Consider the following 19,859-nt stretch of genomic DNA (forward strand, 5'->3'; position numbering starts at 1 on the left):
TCAACGCCGATCGTCCGTTGGCGCAGAGGCACCCCGCAATAGCTGCTTGATTAGACTCTAGTTTATGCTTTCCGTGTCTTTATAAAGTTTGGCTATATTTATTTTTGGCGTTGAGGCGACCGAAGTTCTCTGCTACAATTCCAAGCAGAAAGGCGGTCGATCTCGATGGCAAATCAATTTGCCAGTATGCCAAGCGGCTCATGCAAAGCCTATTCATAGGGCGAACCTTTGCATGGGCGGACGATCAGTTTAACAGTTCGCCCTCAGGACGTTTTATTGGATGGGCTTTGCACCTTATTTTTTCATTTTAAATAATAAGGGAGTTGAGTGCATTGACCGATCCATGGATAAACAAACGTCAGCATCTCATCAATCTTCAAACACAGGTCCAGCGGCTGCTGGATGAACTTGCGAAAGACGATATCGGTGCAGGATTCCAAGCCGCAGCCTACTGGCATGGTGAACTGGTGGTGAATGCTTTTTCAGGCAGCGCCGATGCCTTAGGACAAAACCCCGTCCATCCGGATACGCTCTTCGTGATGCAGTCCTGCTCCAAAGGTGTGATTTCCACGGCGATTCATATTCTCGCCGAGCAGGGCAAGCTGGCGTATGATGAGCGGATTTCTCATTACTGGCCCGAGTTCGGGGCGAATGGGAAGGAACAGATTACGCTCCGCCAGGTTCTGACTCATACGGCAGGAGTTCCTTTGATGCCTGCGCACGCGGATATGGAGCTGGTTACCAACTGGCAAGCGATGGTGCGCGAGATGGAACAGTTACAACCTATCTGGGAACCTGGCACCAAGGCAGGTTATCACGGCATGACCTTTGGGTGGATTCTAGGGGAAACGGCCGCCAGAGCGGATGGCCGGGCGATTGGCCAGATCATTCAGGACGAGATCTGCAAGCCATTAGGAATGGAGAGGGACCTGTACTTAGGTGCCCCGGCGGAAGCGGAAACCCGGATCGCCGAAATTAGCGGCGAAGCCGTACCTATCGCTTCCATGCCCGATGACATGCTGTTCAAGCGGGTGCTGCCTCCGGCCCTGGTTCCGGTTGCCAATCCGGAGTGGAACTCGGCTTGCTTCCATTCGGCAGCCGTACCAGCCGTCAATGCCGTCGCAAATGCTCAGGCGTTGTCGCTGATGTATGCTTCACTGATTGGCGAGGGCGTGGACGGCAGACGCCTGCTCAAGCCGGCCACCATAACCGAGGCAGCACAGCTGCAATTTGAAGGGATCGACGAAGTTGCGCTCGCTCCCGTTCGGTTGGGGCTGGGCTACTCGCTTAGCCAAGACGGCGATGCCATGGGCGGCAGCCGGGCGGCTTTCGGTTACGCCGGATTGGGCGGCATGATCGGATACGCCGATCCGTCGAACGGCCTTGCCGTGGCGGTGCTGTGCAACCGGATGAAGGTTGGGCGGGGAGACCGGTCTCCGGATCGGCTGGTAACAGATCTGATCCGCGAGAAAATTTGTCATACGTAAATTGAATTTTATTCCTTCGTTTGGAGGGCCCGGCTTGTTTTACGGTCGGGCCTTTATTATCATCTAACAGCGTTTTCAAGAGGAATAATCGGCACGAAGCCACTTTATCAGCAAAGCTGATAAAACCTATAAGATCATTCTAATTGACCGTTCCCCCTTGCTGTGATAGGTTCAAGAGAGAAAATATGAGTAATCTACTAGGAATTATCACTAATGCATGCTACGCGAGGTGGATATTTGTTGGAACTTCAAGTAACGAACAGCCCTTTTAACCAAGAGCAGGTCGAGCTGCTCAACCGTCTGCTGCCCACATTAACCGATGCCCAGCGCATCTGGTTGAGCGGATATATCGCAGCGGCCGCCGTAACGGGTAGCGCTGTGCTGGGAACCGCCCCCATTGCGGCTGCCGCAAATGCGCCGGCTGCGTCTCCGGTAAGCACGGCACCGGCTGCGCCGAAAGAGGTTACCGTCCTGTACGGGTCGCAGACCGGCAATTGCGGGGCGTTGGCCAAGAAGGTGACCAAGAGACTGCAGGATCAGGGCTTTGAGGTCAAGCTTTCTTCGATGAGCGATTTTAAACCGAACGGATTGAAAAAGGTGGAAAACCTGCTGATTCTGGTCAGCACGCATGGCGAAGGGGATCCGCCGGACAACGCTATATCCTTTTATGAGTTTCTGCACAGCAAGCGGGCGCCGCAGCTTGAAGGCATGCCGTTCTCTGTACTGGCGCTTGGAGACACCTCCTATGAGTTCTTCTGCCAGACAGGCAAGGATTTTGACAAGCGGCTGGAAGAACTGGGCGGCAAGCGGCTCGTTCCGCGCGTCGATTGCGACGTGGACTTCGACGAGCCGGCGGCGGAATGGATCAACAGCGTGGCCAGTGCGTTTGCCGAGCTTGCCGGAGCAGGAGCCGGAGCTGCACCGCAGGCCGTGCCTGTCACGGCAGATTCGCTGCTCGCATCCGCGGAATCGGAATATTCCAGAACCAATCCGTTCCAGGCCGAGGTTCTGGAGAATATCAACCTGAACGGCCGCGGTTCCGACCGCGAAACCCGGCATTTGGAAATTTCGCTGGAGGGATCGAATCTGGAGTATGAACCCGGAGACAGTCTGGGCATCTACCCGGAAAACCATCCGCGGCTAGTCGACGAATTAATCGAGGCGATGGGTTGGTCCGGTGAAGAATCCGTACCGGTTAACAAAAACGGCGATGAGGCTACGCTACGCGAGGCGCTTCTCCACCATTATGAAATCACGGTGCTCACCAAGCCTTTGCTGGAAAAGACAGCCGCGCTCATTTCTAACGGTGCTTTGAACGAACTGCTCGCATCGGTTCATGATGAGCTGAGAGCCTACATCGAGGAACGCGATTTGCTCGATCTGGTGCAGGATTATTCCCTGAAGGGCATCCCGGCCAGAGAGTTCGTAGCCATTTTGCGCAAAATTCCGGCCCGTCTGTATTCGATCGCCAGCAGCCTGAAGGCGTCGCCGGACGAGGTGCATGTAACGGTCCGGACCGTCCGCTACGAGAACCGCGGAAGAGAGCGGTACGGCGTCTGCTCCGTACAGTTGGCTGAACGAAGCGAACCCGGATCGGCTTTGCCGGTCTATATCCAGCATAATCCGAACTTTAAGCTTCCGCAAAATCCGGATACCCCGATCATCATGATCGGCCCGGGCACAGGCGTCGCTCCGTTCCGCGCATTTTTGAGCGAGCGGGAAGAGACCGGAGCCGAAGGCAAGAGCTGGCTGTTTTACGGTGACCAGCACTTCGCGACCGACTTCCTGTACCAGATCGAATGGCAGCGCTGGCTCAAGGACGGCGTCCTGACGCGCATGGACGTGGCATTCTCGCGCGATTCTGATCAGAAGGTTTACGTCCAGCACCGCATGCTGGAGAAGAGCCGGGAACTGTATCAGTGGCTGCAGGAAGGCGCTGTGGTATATGTGTGCGGCGACGAGAAACGAATGGCCCATGACGTCCATTCCACGCTGATTACGATCCTTGAACAGGAGGGCGGTCTCAGTCCTGAGGAAGCTGCCGAATATATGATTCGCATGCAGCAGGAGAAACGTTACCAGCGGGATGTTTATTAAGCGCATCCGATAGGCAAGCGAGAAGGAGAGAGCAAACATGTCTGATAACAATTTGATGTCACCAAACAGCGCGCCCCACAGCGATGTGGAGGATATCAAACGCAGAAGCAACTATTTGCGGGGAAACCTGGTGGAAACGCTGAAGGATCCGATCACCGGGTCGATCCCCGAGGACGATAACCGGCTGATGAAGCATCACGGCAGCTACATGCAGGATGACCGGGACCTGCGCAACGAACGGCAGAAGCAGAAGCTTGAGCCGGCTTACCAGTTTATGCTCCGGGTGCGCGCGTCGGGCGGCGTGGTTACCCCGCAGCAGTGGCTGATGATGGACCGGATTTCCCAGAAGTACGGGAACGGGACGATCCGCCTGACGACACGCCAGTCGTTTCAGCTGCATGGGGTGCTGAAGTGGAACCTCAAGAACACGATCCGCGAGGTGAACGAATCGCTGCTCAGCACACTGGCCGCCTGCGGCGACGTGAACCGGAACGTCATGTGCAATCCGAATCCGTACGAGTCGGAGATTCATTCGGAGGTGTACGACTGGGCCCGCAAGCTGAGTGCCCATTTGGATCCGCGGAGCCGGGCTTATTATGAGATCTGGCTTGACGAAGAAAAGGTGGTGGACAGCCACGATCATGACGTGGAACAGGAGCCGATCTACGGTCCGGTATACCTGCCGCGTAAGTTCAAGATCGGCATGGCGATCCCGCCTTCCAACGATGTCGACGTATTTTCGCAGGACCTCGGGTTGATCGCCATTGTAGAGGACGGACGTCTGGCCGGATTCAACGTTTCGGTCGGCGGGGGCATGGGGATGACCCACGGCGATCCGGCCACGTACCCGCAGGTAGGGCAGGTCATCGGGTTCTGCACGCCGGAGCAGGTGATCGATCTGGCAGAGAAAACCGTGACGATCCAACGCGACTACGGCGACCGTTCCGTGCGGAAACACGCGCGCTTCAAGTATACGATTGACGACCGCGGCATCGACTGGTTTATCCAGGAGCTGACCGCGCGTCTCGGGTGGGAGCTGGAGCCGGCAAGACCGTTCCATTTCGAAAGCAACGGCGACCGGTACGGCTGGGTCAAAGGCAGCAACGGCAAGTGGCATTTGACCCTCTTTATCCAGAACGGACGGATCAAGGACGAAGAAGGGTATGAGCTGATGACCGGCTTGCGCGAAATCGCCAAGGTTCATACCGGGGATTTCCGGCTCACGCCGAACCAGAATCTGGTGATCGGCAGTGTGAGCAGCCAGAAAAAGAAGAAGATCACCGAATTGGTGCAGCAGTACGGTCTGACCGACGGGATCCATTATTCGGCGCTGCGCCGTAATTCGATGGCATGCGTGGCCCTGCCGACCTGCGGTCTGGCAATGGCTGAATCCGAACGCTACCTGCCTACGCTGCTCGGCAAAATCGAGCCGATCCTGGAGGAAGCGGGGCTACGTGAAGAAGAAATCGTCATCCGGATGACAGGCTGCCCGAACGGCTGCGCAAGACCGGCCCTGGCGGAAATCGCCTTTATCGGCAAGGCGCCGGGCAAATACAACATGTACCTCGGCGGCGGATTTGCCGGGGAACGGCTCAACAAGCTCTACAAGGAAAATATCGGCGAGGCCGAAATTTTGGATTCCCTGAAGCAAATTATTTTCCATTATGCCAAGGAACGCCGGGACGGCGAGCATTTCGGCGATTTTACCATCCGCGCCGGTTATGTGAAGGAAGTCCGCTCGGGACAATTTTTCCATGCCTGATGGCATAAGCAGCCGAATCGGCAGTGGCTCGGTACGCTGCGGACGGTCATAACGGCAGCGCAAAAAAGTGCAGTCCCCAGCGGACTGCACTTTTTATGCTGTATATAAACTCATAGATTGATCACGGCGACAGTGAGCACCGCCGTCACGCCGCCGACGAAGCTTCCGACCAGACAGTCCGAAGGGTAGTGCAGTCCGAGATAAATCCGGGAAATACAGACGATGAGTGCCATAACAAGCAGCAGGACGGCGACCCAAGAGCCCATAAACAGAAACGGCGTAATGATGGAAAAGATGGCCGTCGAATGCCCGGATGGGAACGAGGGGTCCTTCAGCGGGTTTTTGCCAACCCGAACGCCTTCGAGAGCGAGGTAGGGGCGAATCCGCTGGACCTTGCGTTTAATCAGGGTCGTAATCAAAAAGCTGATGGCCAGCGCGGCAAAGCTCTGCAGACTCGTTGTCCGCCACGGCTCGGGAGCAAACAGCGCCACGGACAGCGTCAGGGTAATCGTAAACAGCGCGCCGCCCAGGTGGGTCAGCAAGCGCAACGCAGCATGGAGCATGGTCGGATTCTGAGTTCGGTTAATCCAGTGGAATATGCGCCGGTCCCAGCCGTGCGCCTGCTCCATATAACGGGTGATGATCATGCAACGGTCCTCCTCAAAAATGTGTTTTTTGCATCGAATGGTCGTCAGCGTCGGAAGCTTAACCCTATTGCCTCATTGCCTCGAATGAACCTTGGTACGCTTGCGCCATTTCAGGTAAATGTATACGGCCAGAATGGCGAACACGGCGGCCACGACGTATTTCAAAAAATGCTCCGTCCAGGTCAAGACCAGCTGCCATTGATTGCCGAAAATGTAACCGATCCCGACAAAGACGGTAACCCAGAGCGCGGATCCCGTGTAGGCGTACAAGGCGAAGGTGCGGTAAGGGATGCGGATGATCCCTGTAAAGTAGCCGATAAACTGTCTGACTCCCGGAATGAAATAACTGAACAGCAGCAGCTTGTTCCCGTATTTGTGATATACTCTGGCGGTCTTTTCCACATGCTCCGGTTTGAGAAAAAGCCATTTCCCGTAGCGCTCAATCAGCGGCTGACCCAGCTTGTACCCTAGCACGTAAGTAACCGTCAGCCCGACGATGGAGCCGAGGTAGGCGGCACCTAAAGCCGGAAGCAGGTCCAGTACGCCTTTATAGGACAAATACCCGGTGTAGGTAAGCGTCGTATTGCCTGGCGGGATCGGCAAGGCGATGGCATCAAGCGGAAGTCCGAGAAGCAGGACCCAATATCCGTACTGTCCGAACAGCCGCTCGATATATCCCAGCACATCCATATGAATCTCCTTATCGTGATTGTACTTGTGCTTTCCATTTTAATTAGCAAAGATTAAGAACTGATGAACAGAAAGCTTAAGAAAGTATTAAGCCGTCTGCCCGATTTCTTAACAGTCCGGAAGAACTTGTATTCCCATGATACGCAAATTTTTGCCGGAGCAAAACCGTCTCCGGTTGGGGCGGAAACCCGTCTTAAGACCAGGTTTTTCCTGCGGCGCGATTTTATATAAAATTGTCGTAATATTATACTGTATTAACGGTTTTTCATGTGTTAGATTAAGGGCATGATGTCTTAATATTAAATACTGAGGAGCGCTGGATATGATCAGAATCGGTAAAATAAGCTATTGGCATGTGCATGCATGGGACTATACGAAACAAGCTGAGGCTCATCCGGGTGCGGAAATCGTGGCTGTGTGGGACGAAAATCCGGAGCGTGGGCAAGAAGCCGCCGATAAGCAGGGTGTAACTTTTTACGCTTCATTGGATGAAATGCTAAGCCGTGACGATATCGATGGGGTCATCGTGGATGCGCCAACGAACATGCACCGCGAAGTCATGATCAAAGCCGCAGAAGCCGGCAAGCATATCTTTACGGAAAAGGTTATTGCCGCAACGCTGAGCGAGGTCAACGACATTATTGCGGCTGTGGAGAAAAATAACGTGAAGCTGACCGTATCCCTTCCCAGACTGAACGACGGCTATACGCTGGCGATTCGGGAACTTCTGGACCAGGAGCTCCTGGGCAAGGTAACTTATGTACGTGTGCGGCTGTCCCACAACGGGGCGACGGCCAATTGGCTGCCTGCGCATTTTTATAAGAAGGAAGAGACGCTCGGCGGCGCCCTGATCGATCTTGGCTGCCATCCAATGTATTTGACGAGACTTTTCTTGAGAGAAGAGCCTGTGGACGTGAGCGCGCAATTTGGATACATAACCGGAAAAGAAGTGGAAGACAACGCGGTTGCGACTTTGTCTACGAAATCAGGCGCAGTAGGCGTCGTTGAAGCCGGATTCGTGAACAACTTTTCTCCGTTTACCGTGGAGGTGCACGGCACCGAAGGAACGATCCTGTTCGGAACGCCGGACAGCAAGCTGCTGCTTCGTACGACTCGCAATGAGGAATACAAGGATGCCTGGGTCGAGATTCCGGTACCGTCCAACCGCGAAAGCGCATTTGAGCAGTGGATCAGCCATATCGAACAAGGCACAACTGCCGATGAAAACATCGCGATGGCGATCGAATTGACGAAGCTCATGGAAGCGGCCAATCTGTCGAACGCGGAGCGCCGCGCCGTTAAACTGAACGAACTGCAAGGCTAACCATCACAGAACTTATCAGACATAAGGATGTTGCTGCAATGATGAATAATTTTCCATACGAAACTATGCAGGGACGCCAGGATGCTTTGGAGCGTCTGGATTTACGCATTTATTGGGGAAATTATGAGATTCGGGTGATACGTTTTCATTTGACTTCTTTTCCTCCGGGGAAAATCGTGTCCTTTCACAAGCATGCCGAGTTTGAGTTTCACTTTATACCGCGCGGCAAGGGAACGGTGATTCTGGTGGATGAACCCTATGCTCTTCAAGAGGGCATGTTCTACCTGACGGGTCCGGAGGTGCTCCATTACCAAGAAGCAGATCCCGAGGAATCGATGGATGAGCTGTGTCTGCATGTGGATATCCGGGACCTGTCGCAGGTCCAGGATTCCGGCCAGTCGCCGCGTCCATACGCTGATCCGTGGGAGGCGGCTGAGGCGCATGACTGCATCGAGAAGCTGCGGACGCTGCCGCTGAAGCCCGTGATGGATACGTACCGGGCGATGCCGTTTTTCCTGGAAGCCTTCAACGCCTCACAGCAAAAATATTTAGGACTGTATACAACGATTAAAAACTGCATCATTCAAATTCTGCTCCGCGCCGTGCGCGCTTACGAGCCGGAACCACGGGAGGCGGAGCTTCCGTCCCGGGACATGAAGGCCTACCGGTACCAGCTGGCTTTGGAGTACATCCATGCCAACTCTTCCGGCGAAGTGGTGCTGGAGGATGTGGCCGACAAGCTGCATATCAGCTCGAGGCAGCTGCAGCGGATCATTAAGGATCAGGGGGGCGGGCGGTCCTTCAGCGAAATTTTGGAGGATTTCCGCCTGCAGGAAGTGTGCCGCCAGCTGGTGGAGACGCGCTGGTCCATCGAGAAAATCGCCGTTCAGGGCGGATTTTCCAGCGGAAGCTATCTGCATACCGTTTTTCGGAAGAGGTACGGCTACACGCCGTCGGAATACCGGAGAAAGAACGCGAAAGTATAGGAGGATTACGATCTCGTGGGAAAAACAATTCGGATTGGCATTATCGGAAGCGGGGGCATCGCCGGAGCGCATGCCCGGGCTTACAAAGGAATCGAGGATGTTCAAATCGTCGGGGTGGCGGATATTCTGCCAGACAAGGCGCAGCAATTCATTGAGCGTTGGGACCTGCCGGATGCGACCGGCTTTGACGACCACCGCAAGCTGCTCGAGCTGGATCTGGATGGCGTAAGCATCTGTACGCCGAACGTGGCGCATTACCGCACAACGGTGGACGCCCTGTCGGCCGGCAAAAACGTCATGCTGGAGAAGCCGATGTCGGTCACGCTGGACGAAGCGGTCGAAATGGTGCAGGTTTCCAAGAAAACCGGAAGGATGCTGAATGTCGGTTTCCAGCCGCGCTATGACCCGAACATGGCCATCATTAAAAATATGGTCCAGAACGGGCAGTTGGGTAAAGTGTATTACGTGGAAACCGGGGGCGGACGCCGCCGCGGCATGCCGGGCGGAACATTTATCCGTCAAGATATCGCTGGCGCAGGCGCGATGGCCGATATCGGCTGCTATTCGCTGGATCTGGCGCTCAACACGCTTGGTTATCCGAAGCCGCTGACCGTCTCCGCTTATACCTCGAACTATTTTGGCACCAATCCGAAATACCACGCGGAAGCCGGACAATTTGACGTTGAGGATTTCGGCGTGGCCATGGTCCGGTTCGAAGGAGACCTGGTCCTGAACTTCAAGACGTCCTGGGCGATGCATATGGATACGCTTGGTGCGACGATGTTCCTCGGCACGGATGCGGGCATGAAGGTGCTTCCGGCAGGAAGCGGCCCTTGGAGCGGGGTGTGGGATGGGCATGTCGGCTCCATCTCGCTGTTCCATGACATCCAGGGACATCATACCGAGAGCAATATTCCGCTCATCAAGCATGAAATCAATGTGTTTGAGGAGAAAATCAAGGATTTTGTCCGCGCGCTGCGTGAAGGCACGCCGGCTCCGATTCCGGGCGAGGAAATTTTGCGGAATCAGGCCATTATTGACGGCATTATCCGCTCCGCGCAGACGAAGAAGGAAGTCGAGATTCACATTCCTGATCTCGTGTAACCGCGCTAACCAAGTCCATTGCTTTAACCCGCATGGGTACAGCAGTCCGAATTTTCCGCTACGGGATCTTCGGGCTGCTTTTATTTTTTCGGATTTCCGCCGGGCACAGGTGTTATCTTTTTCGGGAAATAGGCAAACCTGATTTTGGGAGACCTAAAACCAGAATACAGGAGGACGATTGCAAGTATGAAAAAAATGGTGATGTCCGTCTGCCTCAGCGCCGGATTTCTGCTCGGATCCGCCGCTGCAACACCGGCTGCTTATGCCAATTCGGAAGAGCCGCAGCTGAAGGTGAAAATCGTGGATTCCAAAGGCGGAGAAGTAGGGACGGCGCTTCTGACTCAAAAAGGAGCCGCAGTTCAGATCCATATCGAAGCCGCGAATCTGCCGCCAGGTGAGCACGGCATTCATTTCCACGAAAACGGCAAGTGTGATCCGCCTGACTTTAAAACTGCTGGAGCCCATTTCAACCCGACCGGCAAGCAGCACGGCTTCCATAATCCAAAGGGCTATCATGCCGGAGACCTGCTGAACATTCAGGTGAAGCAGGACGGAACGGTAACCGCCGATTTGGAAACCCAGTCCGTAACGCTTAAAAAGGGGGCCGACAATTCGCTCCTGAAGCCGGGCGGAACCGCGATCATCATCCATGAGAAAGCGGACGATTACGTGACCGACCCGTCGGGGAACTCCGGCAACCGGATCGCCTGTGCGCGGATTGATTAGCTGCGGCCTGCCGTCAGCATTCCTGGCTGCCGATAGCGATGATATACACTCCTGAAGGAAAGATGCCTTCAGGAGTTTTTTTGTGTTCTCGCCGTGTCACAAGCACATATTGGAACGGAATTGTTATCGCTTGCAAAAAAAACGTTGCCCGGCTCCATATTCCTGTGATATATTAAAACTCCTTCCATTTTTTCCACGTGATCGGCTATTTCACCGCCAATGATTCTTCAGGAAGAGAAACGACCCCATCATAAAACAGGAGGAACCTCTGTTGTGAACTGGCTTAAATGGGATTTGAACTTGCAAATCCGGCTGATCGGCGACACACTTTTCAATTTGCTGTTTTGGATGTACTTTCCTTACATCACCCTGTTTTTCAGCGACGCGTTCGGCAAGACCGCGGCCAGTATGCTGATGGCTGTTCCCCCCTTGGTCAGCCTGCTCGGGAGCTTGTTCGGCGGGTATCTGGCGGACCGCTTCGGCCGGAGGCCCGCCATGCTGCTCGGGGCCTGCATGCAGTCCTGCATGTTTGCCGCCTTTGCGTTATCCCCGTCCCATTGGCTCGATTATGCCGCATATATCGGACTCGGGCTGGGAGGGGCGATCTATTCGCCGGGAAGCTCGGCCATGGTGGCTGACGTCACTCCGGAAAAGGACCGGCGGATGGTGTTCGCAACCTTCGTGACGGGCAGAAATATCGGGGCGGTCTTTGGCCCGGCGCTGGGCTCGGTATTCTTTTTCCAGTACCGGCACGAGCTGTTGTGGACCTGCACGTCGGTAACGCTTCTGTACTTTTTGACCATTTTATTGTTCAGCAGGGAGACGCTCCCGGCATCGGCAAGGATGAATCGTACCCACAGCAAGCTGACCGCTATATTGAAGGAGCAGGTGGTGAGTTACGGCGTCATTTTTAAGGACAAGGTATTTGCGCTCTATATTGCCGCGGGGATCCTGGTGACGATTGCTTTTATGCAGCTGGATATGTATTTAGCGATGTATGTCAAAGAATACGTACCGGGACAGGCGCTGCTGTCCTTCAGCGGCTGGACGTTCAACCTGAGCAGCGCGCAGGTATTCGGGTTGATGCTGGGGCTGAACGGTCTGCTGTTCGTGCTGTGCGTTCTTCCCGTAACCAAGCTGTTCGAAGGTTGGTCCGAACGGAACATCCTGATCATGTCGGCCTTGCTGTTTGGCGGAGGGATGTTCCTGATCGGTTTGACGACGCAGGTGTGGCTGCTGCTGGTGTTTACGTTTGTGTTTACGATCGGCGAGCTGTCGCGGAGCCCCGTCACCGACAGCTTTATCAGCAAATATGCGCCTGAACACGCCAGAGGGCAATACATGGGGGCGGCGAATTTGCAGTTCTCGGTCGGCCGGTTTATCGCTCCGGTCACGATTATGCTGTCGTCGTGGTTTCCACCGGTGATCGTGTTCGGCTTCATCTTCCTGGCAACGATCCTCAGCTCGCTTTTGTATGTTCAGGTTTTTAAAATCATTCCGGCAAGCTACTACGAGAAGAAAGCCGATATCACAGGTTGAACCCAAACAAAGCCGTTCAAGAGCGGATGCAATCCGCATCGCTTGAACGGCTTTTTTAGGCTGTTATTCGGCTGCTGCCGGCATTCCCGCCTGAACGGGTCTGCCTGTCGGTGCATGAACTGGCTGGTCGCGAAGGACGGACCCGTCCTGTAGATGCAGCCAGGTGTCAAAACTCCGCTCCCCTTGCGTGAGCCGGATGACCCGGGCGCCAGGCATAAATGGCTGATCCAGATAAGCGTTGCGGGTGGTCCGTCCGTAACACAGGCGGATACCGTGCAGCGTTCCCCAAAAATCGTTGCCGTGATCATGGCCGACAAAGGTACCGAGAATGTCCCCCATCTCAACCATGCTCGCAAAAAAACCGGTGTTGATCCAGGGCGCGCAGCAGTGACGGTCAAGCTTGTTCCCATAACAGACCGAGAAATCCCAAATATCGTTATATTCGGGCAGCGGGATATGGAAGAAGGCAAGCGATGGCAGCGGGACTCCGCCGTTGCCTGCCGTAAGCCGGTAGGACTGCTGAGTATACCATTCAATCTGGCTGCGGCGGATCCAGTCGTAAAATCCGACGCGCAGATGCTCCAGCGGCGAGTAGCTGCCCGAATCCAAAAAGTACAGGGCGGCCTCCACGTTGTCCCGGTGTGAATCCCGGATTTCCAAACAATAGTTGCCGGTGCCCTTGACGTGGGGCGGATCGGGAATCGCATAGCAGTATCGGTGAGACAGCTGCAGGGCATGTAGTTGTTCCCGCGTCATATCCGGAGCCTCGGAGTCGTGGTTTCCAAAGACGGCTGCCCAGGGGATGCCCATCTGCTCCGGAACCGACACCGCATCCCGGAACGCTGCGGCCGGATTCGGACTTTTATTGCTGGCGATCACGTCACCGGTGTAGACGACCAGATCGGGCTGTTCCGCCTCTATAATCCTTCGCATCATATCCTTCATTTGAAGCTCTTCATCATCAGGCTCGCAAAACTCCGTATCGGTAAATTGGACGACGGTAAACGTGCCGTCCTCGCGAAATCGCAATGTTTTCCTCATCCGCCTATCCTCCCGCTATGCGTTTTCCGGCATGGACCGGGTCTGGAGCAAGCCGGCTGGGACAGCGGCATCCCAGGCATCCGGAATGTCCAGCCCGAGAGCGGCTGCGGCGACAGCCGCGGTGTCCACGATCGAGATTTCCCCGATAGTTGTTCCCGGCGCGATTCCCGGCCCCACGCATCCCCAGAACACATTTTTGTCCATCGGATGATCGCTGCCGTGGCTGAATTTGTCGTCGCCTCCGCCGCCGTGGTCGGTCAATAAAATCACCAGGCTGTCTTCAAGCAGGCTCAGCCGCTCAAGGGTACCGAGCACCTGACCGAACAGGACGTCATTTTGTGTAATCGCATTCAAATATTCGGAAGAATCCGGACCGTACCCGTATTTGTGTCCGGCCGCATCAGGTTCATCCAGCTGCATGAACAGCAGTTTGACGTCCGGATTTTGTTCCAGATAGTTCTGGATGGCCTGAATCAGATCGGCATCCGGCAGAGATTCCTTATGTATTCCGATGCCATCCTCAACGATCCCGTCATTGATCGGGCTCCAGCTAGTGAAGGAGGCGAGCTTGGCCTCGGGCCATGCCTTCCTTGCAAGCCGGAATACGGAAGGGTAAGGCGATTCGGCAGGATAAGGCTCGCTCGCAGCGACCTCGTTCGTTAATCCATGCTTCTCCGGCACGACGCCGTGGAGCACGGAGCCCCAGCATTCCGCGCTGATTGTAGGCGACTGCGCCTGGGCGTCATAGGTGACGGCCCCTTTTGCCAGAAAAGCGTCGATGACCGGTGTAGCCGTGTGCTGAATAAAGCTGCCGGCACCATCCATTCCCAGAATGAATACACGTGAAACGGCATTTGCATTGCTCATGGGTCAACCTCCCCAAAGATGATTTCGCTTTCATAGGATCGATCAGCCCCTAGCATAAAGATTCCCGTACGGGGTGTCAACCACCGATTGTGGATTAGGCAAACAAGTCATCAGAGCGTTAGCAGGAAGTCATCATCGTGGTAGCCGGACTTTGCTTGCACCGTATAGAATCGGATTTGTAAGGGGTTACAGGTCATGAAACGACAAAAAGGAGTGAGATCATGCAAGAGGCGGTGCAGCTTGACCGGAATGCGGTGAGCCCGGCGAAGATCCGGCGGGTTTCTACGTTCCGGAGACAACTGAAGAAATACAAATGGCTGCTGCTGATGACACTGCCGGGAGTCATTTATTTATTCATCAACAACTATATCCCTATGTACGGCGTCATCCTTGCTTTCAAAAATTACAATTATGTCGACGGCATTTGGGGAAGCGAATGGGCGGGACTGGACAACTTTAAATTTTTGTTCAACTCCCAGGACGCCTATGTCATTACGAGAAACACCTTTCTATACAACTTCGTGTTTATCGTCCTGAATCTGGTGCTGGCCGTCCTCGCAGCGCTGCTGATTAACGAAATCAGGGACAAGGTCATCACCCGGTTCTACCAAAGCACCTTCCTGCTGCCGCACATCATTTCCATGGTCGTTGTGGCGTACCTGGTCTACAGCTTTCTGAATGTTGAGAGCGGGCTGGTAAACCGGCTTATCGCCAAATGGTTCGGCGCTGAAGCCGTTTCCTGGTATGGCGAGCCCCGCTATTGGCCGTATATTCTCGTGATCGTTAATGCGTGGAAGAACGTCGGGTACTTGTCGGTCATCTATTTCGCCGCAATTATCGGGATTGACAAGGAGTATTACGAGGCGGCAACCATCGACGGCGCCAGCAAGTGGAAGCAGATGACGCGGATTACGATCCCGCTGATCACGCCCGTCATTACTACGATGACACTGCTTGCGGTCAGCGGAATCCTCCGAAGCGACTTCGGCTTGTTCTACCAAGTGCCGATGAACACGGGCGCGCTGATCCCGACCACGAATACGATCGATACGTTCGTGTACCGGGCGATGACGCAGTCGGGTGACATCGGGATGTCCTCGGCAGCGGGCTTCTATCAATCGGTCGTCTGCTTTGTCCTGATTCTGGCAGCTAACGCAGCCGTCCGGCGGATCAACAAGCGTGACGCTTTGTTTTAGGGAGCCGCGTTTTTCGTCGCAAGGGATGTGTGCAAGCGTACATTGATTTTTCCAAGAAAGGTAGAGGAACGTCATGAGGACAGCAAGCGTGAAAAAAATCATCGGCCCTTCCTTGATCCACTTGTTTTTCTGGGCTTTTACACTGGCATCATTGATCCCGTTTATACTGATTTTTATGGTGTCGATCTCGAGTGAGGATTCGATCCTTCAGAAGGGATATTCCTTGTTTCCCAAGGAAATCAGCTTTGCCGCGTACCAGTTTTTGTTTAACGATTTCTCGGAGATTGCTAAGGCCTACGGCATCACCATCCTAACGACGCTGATTGGAACGGTGGTTAGTTTGCTCATGACCGCGTTGTTCGCCTATCCGTTATCCCGTCCGGATTTGCCCCTGCGGCGTACGTTATCCTTTTATATTTTCTTTACGATGCTGTTCGGCGGGGGAATGGTGCCCTGGTATATGACGTACGTCAACATGTTTGACCTGAAAAATACGATTTTTGCCATGATCATTCCCAATCTGTTGTTGAGCGCCTTTAACGTGCTCCTGATGCGAAGCTTCTTCTCATCCACTATTCCGGAGTCGGTCGTGGAGTCGGCGACCATTGACGGAGCCAGCGAAATCCGGATATTTTTCAGCATCGTCCTGCCCCTGTCGCTGCCGATCATGGCGACCATCGGGCTGTTCAACACGCTGTCTTATTGGAACGACTGGTATAACTGCATGCTGTTTATTGATAAGCCTGAGCTGTACAACATTCAGTACTTGATGACCAAAACGTTAACCAATATCCAATACCTGCTGATGAAATCGGGAAGCTCCGCCCAGGTGGGCGAGCTGCTGGCTAAAATGCCTCGGGAAACGGTCCGGATGGCGCTGGCCATCGTCGGGATTGCCCCGCTGCTGTTCGCTTACCCGTTCTTCCAGAAATATTACATCAGCGGGATAACGAGCGGCGCCGTCAAGGGCTGACTCTACATCATTTAATCGTTGAGAGGAGAAGCGTCGACAATGAAAAAAGCCTACCATTTAGTGCTGATCATGATGCTGTGCGGAATGCTTGCCCTGACGGGCTGCGGCAAAGGAGGTGCAGGTGACTCCGGCGAAGCTTCGGGCACGGCCGCCGGCGGCTCCGGTTCGGACAGCGGCACCGGTCTGAAGCCTTATAAAATTACGCTCGTGTATCCGGCGTCCGCACCCAAGGATCTGCAGCTGGTCCAGGATGAGATGAGCAAATACCTGACGGAAAAAATCAACGCGACGATCGAGCTTAGGCCGATTGAATGGGCGTCATGGGATGACAAGACAAACCTGATGAAGATTTCCAACGAGCCGTTCGACCTGCTGTTTACGGCAAGCTGGTTTTCGTATGCCAAGGATGTGGCCAAAGGCCAGTTCGTGGAGCTGGATGAGCTGATGGCGCAGTACGGCAAGGACATTCCGGGAATCCTCGGAGATGACTTCATTAAGGGCTCGAAGATCGGCGGCAAATTGTACGCGCTGCCGACGAAGAAGGAATTCGGACAGGGCTTCGGTTTCCTGCTCGACAAAAAGCTGGTGGACAAATACAAATTCGATATCAATGGCGTCAAGTCGCTGGAAGATATGGAAGCGATGTTCAAAACGATTAAAGACAACGAGCCTGGCGTGACCCCGATCGTCTCCAGCAAGTTCACGAATACTTGGAGTGCGGCCAATTACGACGGGATCGTGGCGAACCTGGCCGTTCCGCGGGGAAGCAAGGAACTCAAGGCGATCGATACGCTGGAGGATCCCAAGTTCATCGATTTCTTCAAACGGATGCATCAGTGGTATCAGAACGGCTGGTTCGACAAGGACATTCTGACCTCTGACGCCGACCAGGGAATGAATATGATTAAAGCCGGCAAGGCGTTTGCCGTGGCCCAATCCCTGAAACCGGGCAAAGACAAGGAGATGAGCGTCACGTCGGGCGTGGACCTGGTACAGGTCGAGACGGCGGAGCCGTTCACGACGACGGGGGATGCGCAGGGGGCGATGCTCGGCATTTCCCGGACTTCCAAAGATCCGGCGCGGGCCATGATGTTCCTCGATCTGCTGTACAACGATCCGAAACTGCTGAACATGCTGGACTGGGGCATTGAGGGCAAGCACTACGTAAAAAAATCCGACCAGGTCATCGATTATCCGGAAGGCGTCAATGCGGACACGCAAACCTACCCGAATCCGGGAGGCTGGATGTTCGGCAACCAGTTCAATTCTTATCTGTGGGCGAACGAGGATCCGAACAAGTGGAAGGAATTCGAGAAATTCAACGAGCGGGCGGAACGGTCGATCGCCCTCGGATTTGCTTTTGACCAGGAGCCGGTCAAATCGGAGCTGGCCTCCATCGCCAACGTGGAAAAAGAGTTTGACGCCACGCTCCGCTCCGGTGCCGCGGATCCGGAGAAAATCATTGCCAAGTGGAAGGAAAAACGCAAGGCGGCCGGCTTTGACAAAGTCAAGGCGGAAGTAGACAAACAGCTCGCCGAATGGGCGAAGGCGAATCAATAACATGGCAGTTACGAGGGAATCTCCCAACCGGTCTAGCTTAAAACCGGGGATGGGGATTCCCTATTCCCCTTCCTGAAACACTTTATTTTGACAAAAAGGACCGACAGAGCTATGAATATCAAACGTTCGCTGCGCAGCAAATTAGTGATCGGCTTCATTGCCATTACGCTTCCGCTCTTCCTGCTTTTGCTCTATAACAATTACTACGCGATGAACACGGTCCGGGAACAGGTGGCCGATTCGAACAAAAACTCGATCATCCTGTATTCAAGCCAGATCGAGGCGGCGCTCAACAAGGAGATCAAATTTTTGTACAACTTCGCCGTTGAGGATCCCAACATTGCCGCGCTGTCCCAGCTGCTGAACGATGAAGACGAATACGTTCTGGCCAAGGCCCGGATCCTGAACAGCCTTACACGCTACCACCGGTTCGATAACAGCGTGGACCTTCAGTTCATCTATTCGGTGCAGAATCATGATTTGTTCAATACGCCGATCAAGACGCAGTCTTATGACGAACTGCAGTCGATTCAAATGGCTATTCAGCAAGTGGTGAACAATGCCCGTCCGGGCAGCCCTGTGTTCATGCAGTGGAAGGCGATTCCATACAGCAAGGGCAAATACGCCCTGATCCGGCTTGTGGATGCGGGTGATGGTTTCTATTTAGGGGCGTTCGTTCAGCTGAAAAACTTGATGATCCCGCTCGATCTGGTTCATCTCGGGGAGGACGGCTACGCCGGCTTTCTGAACGAAGCGGGCGAATTGATCACCAGTTCGGCGTCCCCCGATTCGCCCAAGCTGGACATCCCGCCGGTCGGAGATACAACCGATACGTATCAGGCCGTAAAGGCGGAAGGAAGACGGTATATCGTGGTCCAGCACCCGATCCAGAGTACGGAACTCAGCCTGGGCGCCTTTATTCCGGAAGCCCGGATGCTGCAGAATCTGTACCACTTCAGACGGGGGATCTTGATGATTTCCGTCTTAGCGGTCATCGTCCTGATCATTTATTTGATCTACTTGAACGATATCATCTTGAAGCCGATGAACAGCTTGATCCGTGGTATGCGGAGCATCAAGAACGGCAATCTGGCTTACCGGCTGAAGCCTTCCAAATCGAAGGAATTTATGATCATCAATGAAACCTTTAACAATATGGCTTCCGAAATTCAAGAGCTGAAAATCAGCGTGTACGAGGAGCAGATCAAGGCGCACAAAGCGGAGCTGAAGCATCTGCAGCTTCAGATCAATCCCCATTTTCTGCTGAACTCAATCAATATCGTATACAATTTGGCCCAAATACAAAATTACGGCGTCATTCAGCTGATGTGTCTGAATCTCGTTCAATATTTCCGATTTGCGACCCGTACGAACCAGGTGGCGGTGACGATGGCGGAGGAGATGGAACACTTGGAGAGCTATATCCGGATTCAGCAGGTCCGCTTTCCGGACCAGGTGACATACGCCTGCCATTTGCCGGAGGAGCTTGCCCAGGCGGCGGTACCGCCGCTGCTCATTCAACCGTTTGTCGAAAATGCGATGAAACACGGCTTTGATTTTATGGACCATCCGTTTCATATCGATATCCGCATCGGTCACGCAGGAACGGGAGAGCTGACGATCGTCATTGCCGACAATGGCGCCGGGTTTGACGAAGAGACGCTGCAGCTGCTGCGGACAGGGACATATATGGAGAGTAAAAGCGGCGAGCATCTGGGCATTACGAACGTCCTGTACCGCTTGAAGCATTTTTTTGGCAGCGATGCGGGACTGTCTTTTGGGAATGCTCCTGAGGGCGGCGCTGTCGTCACGCTGACGATTCCCCACCGGAGGGTGGAGGAGTTCGCTTCCTAATCTTCA

The 19,859-nt window shown here is 54.2% G+C and carries 16 protein-coding genes; 12 read left to right on the forward strand and 4 right to left on the reverse strand.

The window, feature by feature from the left end; genetic code table 11:
* The first annotated feature begins 332 nt into the window (after positions 1-332).
* The 3 genes from GCU45_RS30495 (at position 333) to cysI (ending at position 5,346) form a co-directional block, all read left to right on the forward strand.
* Complete coding sequence (locus GCU45_RS30495) at positions 333-1,487, forward strand: serine hydrolase domain-containing protein (protein ID WP_244364735.1); 1,155 nt, start codon at positions 333-335, stop codon at positions 1,485-1,487.
* Positions 1,488-1,727: 240 nt separating this feature from the next.
* The gene (locus GCU45_RS30500) at positions 1,728-3,584 is read left to right on the forward strand and encodes an assimilatory sulfite reductase (NADPH) flavoprotein subunit (RefSeq protein WP_152403633.1); all 1,857 of its coding nucleotides are present in this window, start codon (positions 1,728-1,730) and stop codon (positions 3,582-3,584) included.
* A gap of 37 nt (positions 3,585-3,621) precedes the next feature.
* The gene (cysI, locus tag GCU45_RS30505; protein ID WP_152403635.1) at positions 3,622-5,346 is read left to right on the forward strand and encodes an assimilatory sulfite reductase (NADPH) hemoprotein subunit; all 1,725 of its coding nucleotides are present in this window, start codon (positions 3,622-3,624) and stop codon (positions 5,344-5,346) included.
* Between the two features lie 110 nt (positions 5,347-5,456).
* Here the strand turns inward: cysI and GCU45_RS30510 are convergent, their stop codons facing one another.
* On the reverse strand, positions 5,457-5,993 hold the full coding sequence (locus GCU45_RS30510; RefSeq protein WP_244364737.1) for a phosphatase PAP2 family protein: 537 nt from the start codon (positions 5,991-5,993) through the stop codon (positions 5,457-5,459).
* Positions 5,994-6,065: 72 nt separating this feature from the next.
* The gene (locus tag GCU45_RS30515; protein WP_152403637.1) at positions 6,066-6,683 is read right to left on the reverse strand and encodes a DedA family protein; all 618 of its coding nucleotides are present in this window, start codon (positions 6,681-6,683) and stop codon (positions 6,066-6,068) included.
* Between the two features lie 322 nt (positions 6,684-7,005).
* Between GCU45_RS30515 and GCU45_RS30520 the strand changes: the two genes are divergently transcribed.
* The 5 genes from GCU45_RS30520 (at position 7,006) to GCU45_RS30540 (ending at position 12,362) form a co-directional block, all read left to right on the forward strand.
* Entirely contained in the window at positions 7,006-8,007 is a 1,002-nt protein-coding gene (locus tag GCU45_RS30520; protein WP_152403639.1) for a Gfo/Idh/MocA family protein, read from the forward strand.
* Positions 8,008-8,045: 38 nt separating this feature from the next.
* A complete protein-coding gene (locus GCU45_RS30525; protein WP_152403641.1) occupies positions 8,046-8,993 on the forward strand; it encodes a helix-turn-helix transcriptional regulator in 948 nt (315 codons plus the stop codon).
* Between the two features lie 15 nt (positions 8,994-9,008).
* Complete coding sequence (locus GCU45_RS30530) at positions 9,009-10,097, forward strand: Gfo/Idh/MocA family protein (protein ID WP_145020881.1); 1,089 nt, start codon at positions 9,009-9,011, stop codon at positions 10,095-10,097.
* A 186-nt stretch (positions 10,098-10,283) separates the two neighbouring features.
* Complete coding sequence (locus tag GCU45_RS30535; RefSeq protein ID WP_152403643.1) at positions 10,284-10,823, forward strand: superoxide dismutase family protein; 540 nt, start codon at positions 10,284-10,286, stop codon at positions 10,821-10,823.
* 273 nt (positions 10,824-11,096) lie between these two features.
* Entirely contained in the window at positions 11,097-12,362 is a 1,266-nt protein-coding gene (locus GCU45_RS30540) for an MDR family MFS transporter (RefSeq protein WP_152403645.1), read from the forward strand.
* 63 nt (positions 12,363-12,425) lie between these two features.
* On the opposite strand, the gene GCU45_RS30545 is transcribed toward GCU45_RS30540, so the two are convergent.
* Both GCU45_RS30545 and GCU45_RS30550 read right to left on the reverse strand, forming a co-directional pair.
* Positions 12,426-13,403 carry a metallophosphoesterase family protein gene (locus tag GCU45_RS30545; protein ID WP_152403647.1) on the reverse strand — a complete coding sequence of 326 codons (978 nt, stop codon included), beginning with the start codon at positions 13,401-13,403 and terminating at the stop codon, positions 12,426-12,428.
* A gap of 15 nt (positions 13,404-13,418) precedes the next feature.
* Positions 13,419-14,270, reverse strand: coding sequence for an alkaline phosphatase family protein (locus GCU45_RS30550; RefSeq protein WP_152403649.1), 852 nt, complete (start codon positions 14,268-14,270; stop codon positions 13,419-13,421).
* A 221-nt stretch (positions 14,271-14,491) separates the two neighbouring features.
* On the opposite strand from GCU45_RS30550, the gene GCU45_RS30555 reads away from it, so the two are divergent.
* From GCU45_RS30555 to GCU45_RS30570, 4 genes are all read left to right on the forward strand, one after another.
* Entirely contained in the window at positions 14,492-15,466 is a 975-nt protein-coding gene (locus GCU45_RS30555; RefSeq protein WP_244364738.1) for an ABC transporter permease, read from the forward strand.
* A gap of 73 nt (positions 15,467-15,539) precedes the next feature.
* Positions 15,540-16,439 (forward strand): carbohydrate ABC transporter permease, encoded by a 900-nt coding sequence (locus GCU45_RS30560; RefSeq protein WP_145946275.1) that lies wholly within the window; start codon positions 15,540-15,542, stop codon positions 16,437-16,439.
* 39 nt (positions 16,440-16,478) lie between these two features.
* The gene (locus GCU45_RS30565; protein WP_152403652.1) at positions 16,479-17,999 is read left to right on the forward strand and encodes an ABC transporter substrate-binding protein; all 1,521 of its coding nucleotides are present in this window, start codon (positions 16,479-16,481) and stop codon (positions 17,997-17,999) included.
* A 111-nt stretch (positions 18,000-18,110) separates the two neighbouring features.
* Positions 18,111-19,853: a cache domain-containing sensor histidine kinase gene (locus GCU45_RS30570; protein WP_152403654.1), complete on the forward strand. Its 1,743-nt coding sequence runs from the start codon at positions 18,111-18,113 to the stop codon at positions 19,851-19,853.
* Positions 19,854-19,859 lie beyond the last annotated feature (6 nt).

Source organism: Paenibacillus cellulositrophicus, assembly GCF_009363095.1.
Classification (GTDB): Bacteria; Bacillota; Bacilli; order Paenibacillales; family Paenibacillaceae; genus Paenibacillus_AQ; species Paenibacillus_AQ favisporus.

What these genes read in the sequence shown, in the direction of transcription:
- GCU45_RS30570 (WP_152403654.1), top strand. Translation starts at nt 18,111, where the DNA reads ATGAATATCAAACGTTCGCTGCGCAGCAAATTAGTGATCGGCTTCATT.
- GCU45_RS30515 (WP_152403637.1), bottom strand. Translation starts at nt 6,683, where the DNA reads ATGGATGTGCTGGGATATATCGAGCGGCTGTTCGGACAGTACGGATAT.
- GCU45_RS30545 (WP_152403647.1), bottom strand. Translation starts at nt 13,403, where the DNA reads ATGAGGAAAACATTGCGATTTCGCGAGGACGGCACGTTTACCGTCGTC.
- cysI (WP_152403635.1), top strand. Translation starts at nt 3,622, where the DNA reads ATGTCTGATAACAATTTGATGTCACCAAACAGCGCGCCCCACAGCGAT.
- GCU45_RS30555 (WP_244364738.1), top strand. Translation starts at nt 14,492, where the DNA reads ATGCAAGAGGCGGTGCAGCTTGACCGGAATGCGGTGAGCCCGGCGAAG.
- GCU45_RS30560 (WP_145946275.1), top strand. Translation starts at nt 15,540, where the DNA reads ATGAGGACAGCAAGCGTGAAAAAAATCATCGGCCCTTCCTTGATCCAC.
- GCU45_RS30510 (WP_244364737.1), bottom strand. Translation starts at nt 5,993, where the DNA reads ATGATCATCACCCGTTATATGGAGCAGGCGCACGGCTGGGACCGGCGC.
- GCU45_RS30550 (WP_152403649.1), bottom strand. Translation starts at nt 14,270, where the DNA reads ATGAGCAATGCAAATGCCGTTTCACGTGTATTCATTCTGGGAATGGAT.
- GCU45_RS30535 (WP_152403643.1), top strand. Translation starts at nt 10,284, where the DNA reads ATGAAAAAAATGGTGATGTCCGTCTGCCTCAGCGCCGGATTTCTGCTC.
- GCU45_RS30565 (WP_152403652.1), top strand. Translation starts at nt 16,479, where the DNA reads ATGAAAAAAGCCTACCATTTAGTGCTGATCATGATGCTGTGCGGAATG.
- GCU45_RS30520 (WP_152403639.1), top strand. Translation starts at nt 7,006, where the DNA reads ATGATCAGAATCGGTAAAATAAGCTATTGGCATGTGCATGCATGGGAC.
- GCU45_RS30525 (WP_152403641.1), top strand. Translation starts at nt 8,046, where the DNA reads ATGATGAATAATTTTCCATACGAAACTATGCAGGGACGCCAGGATGCT.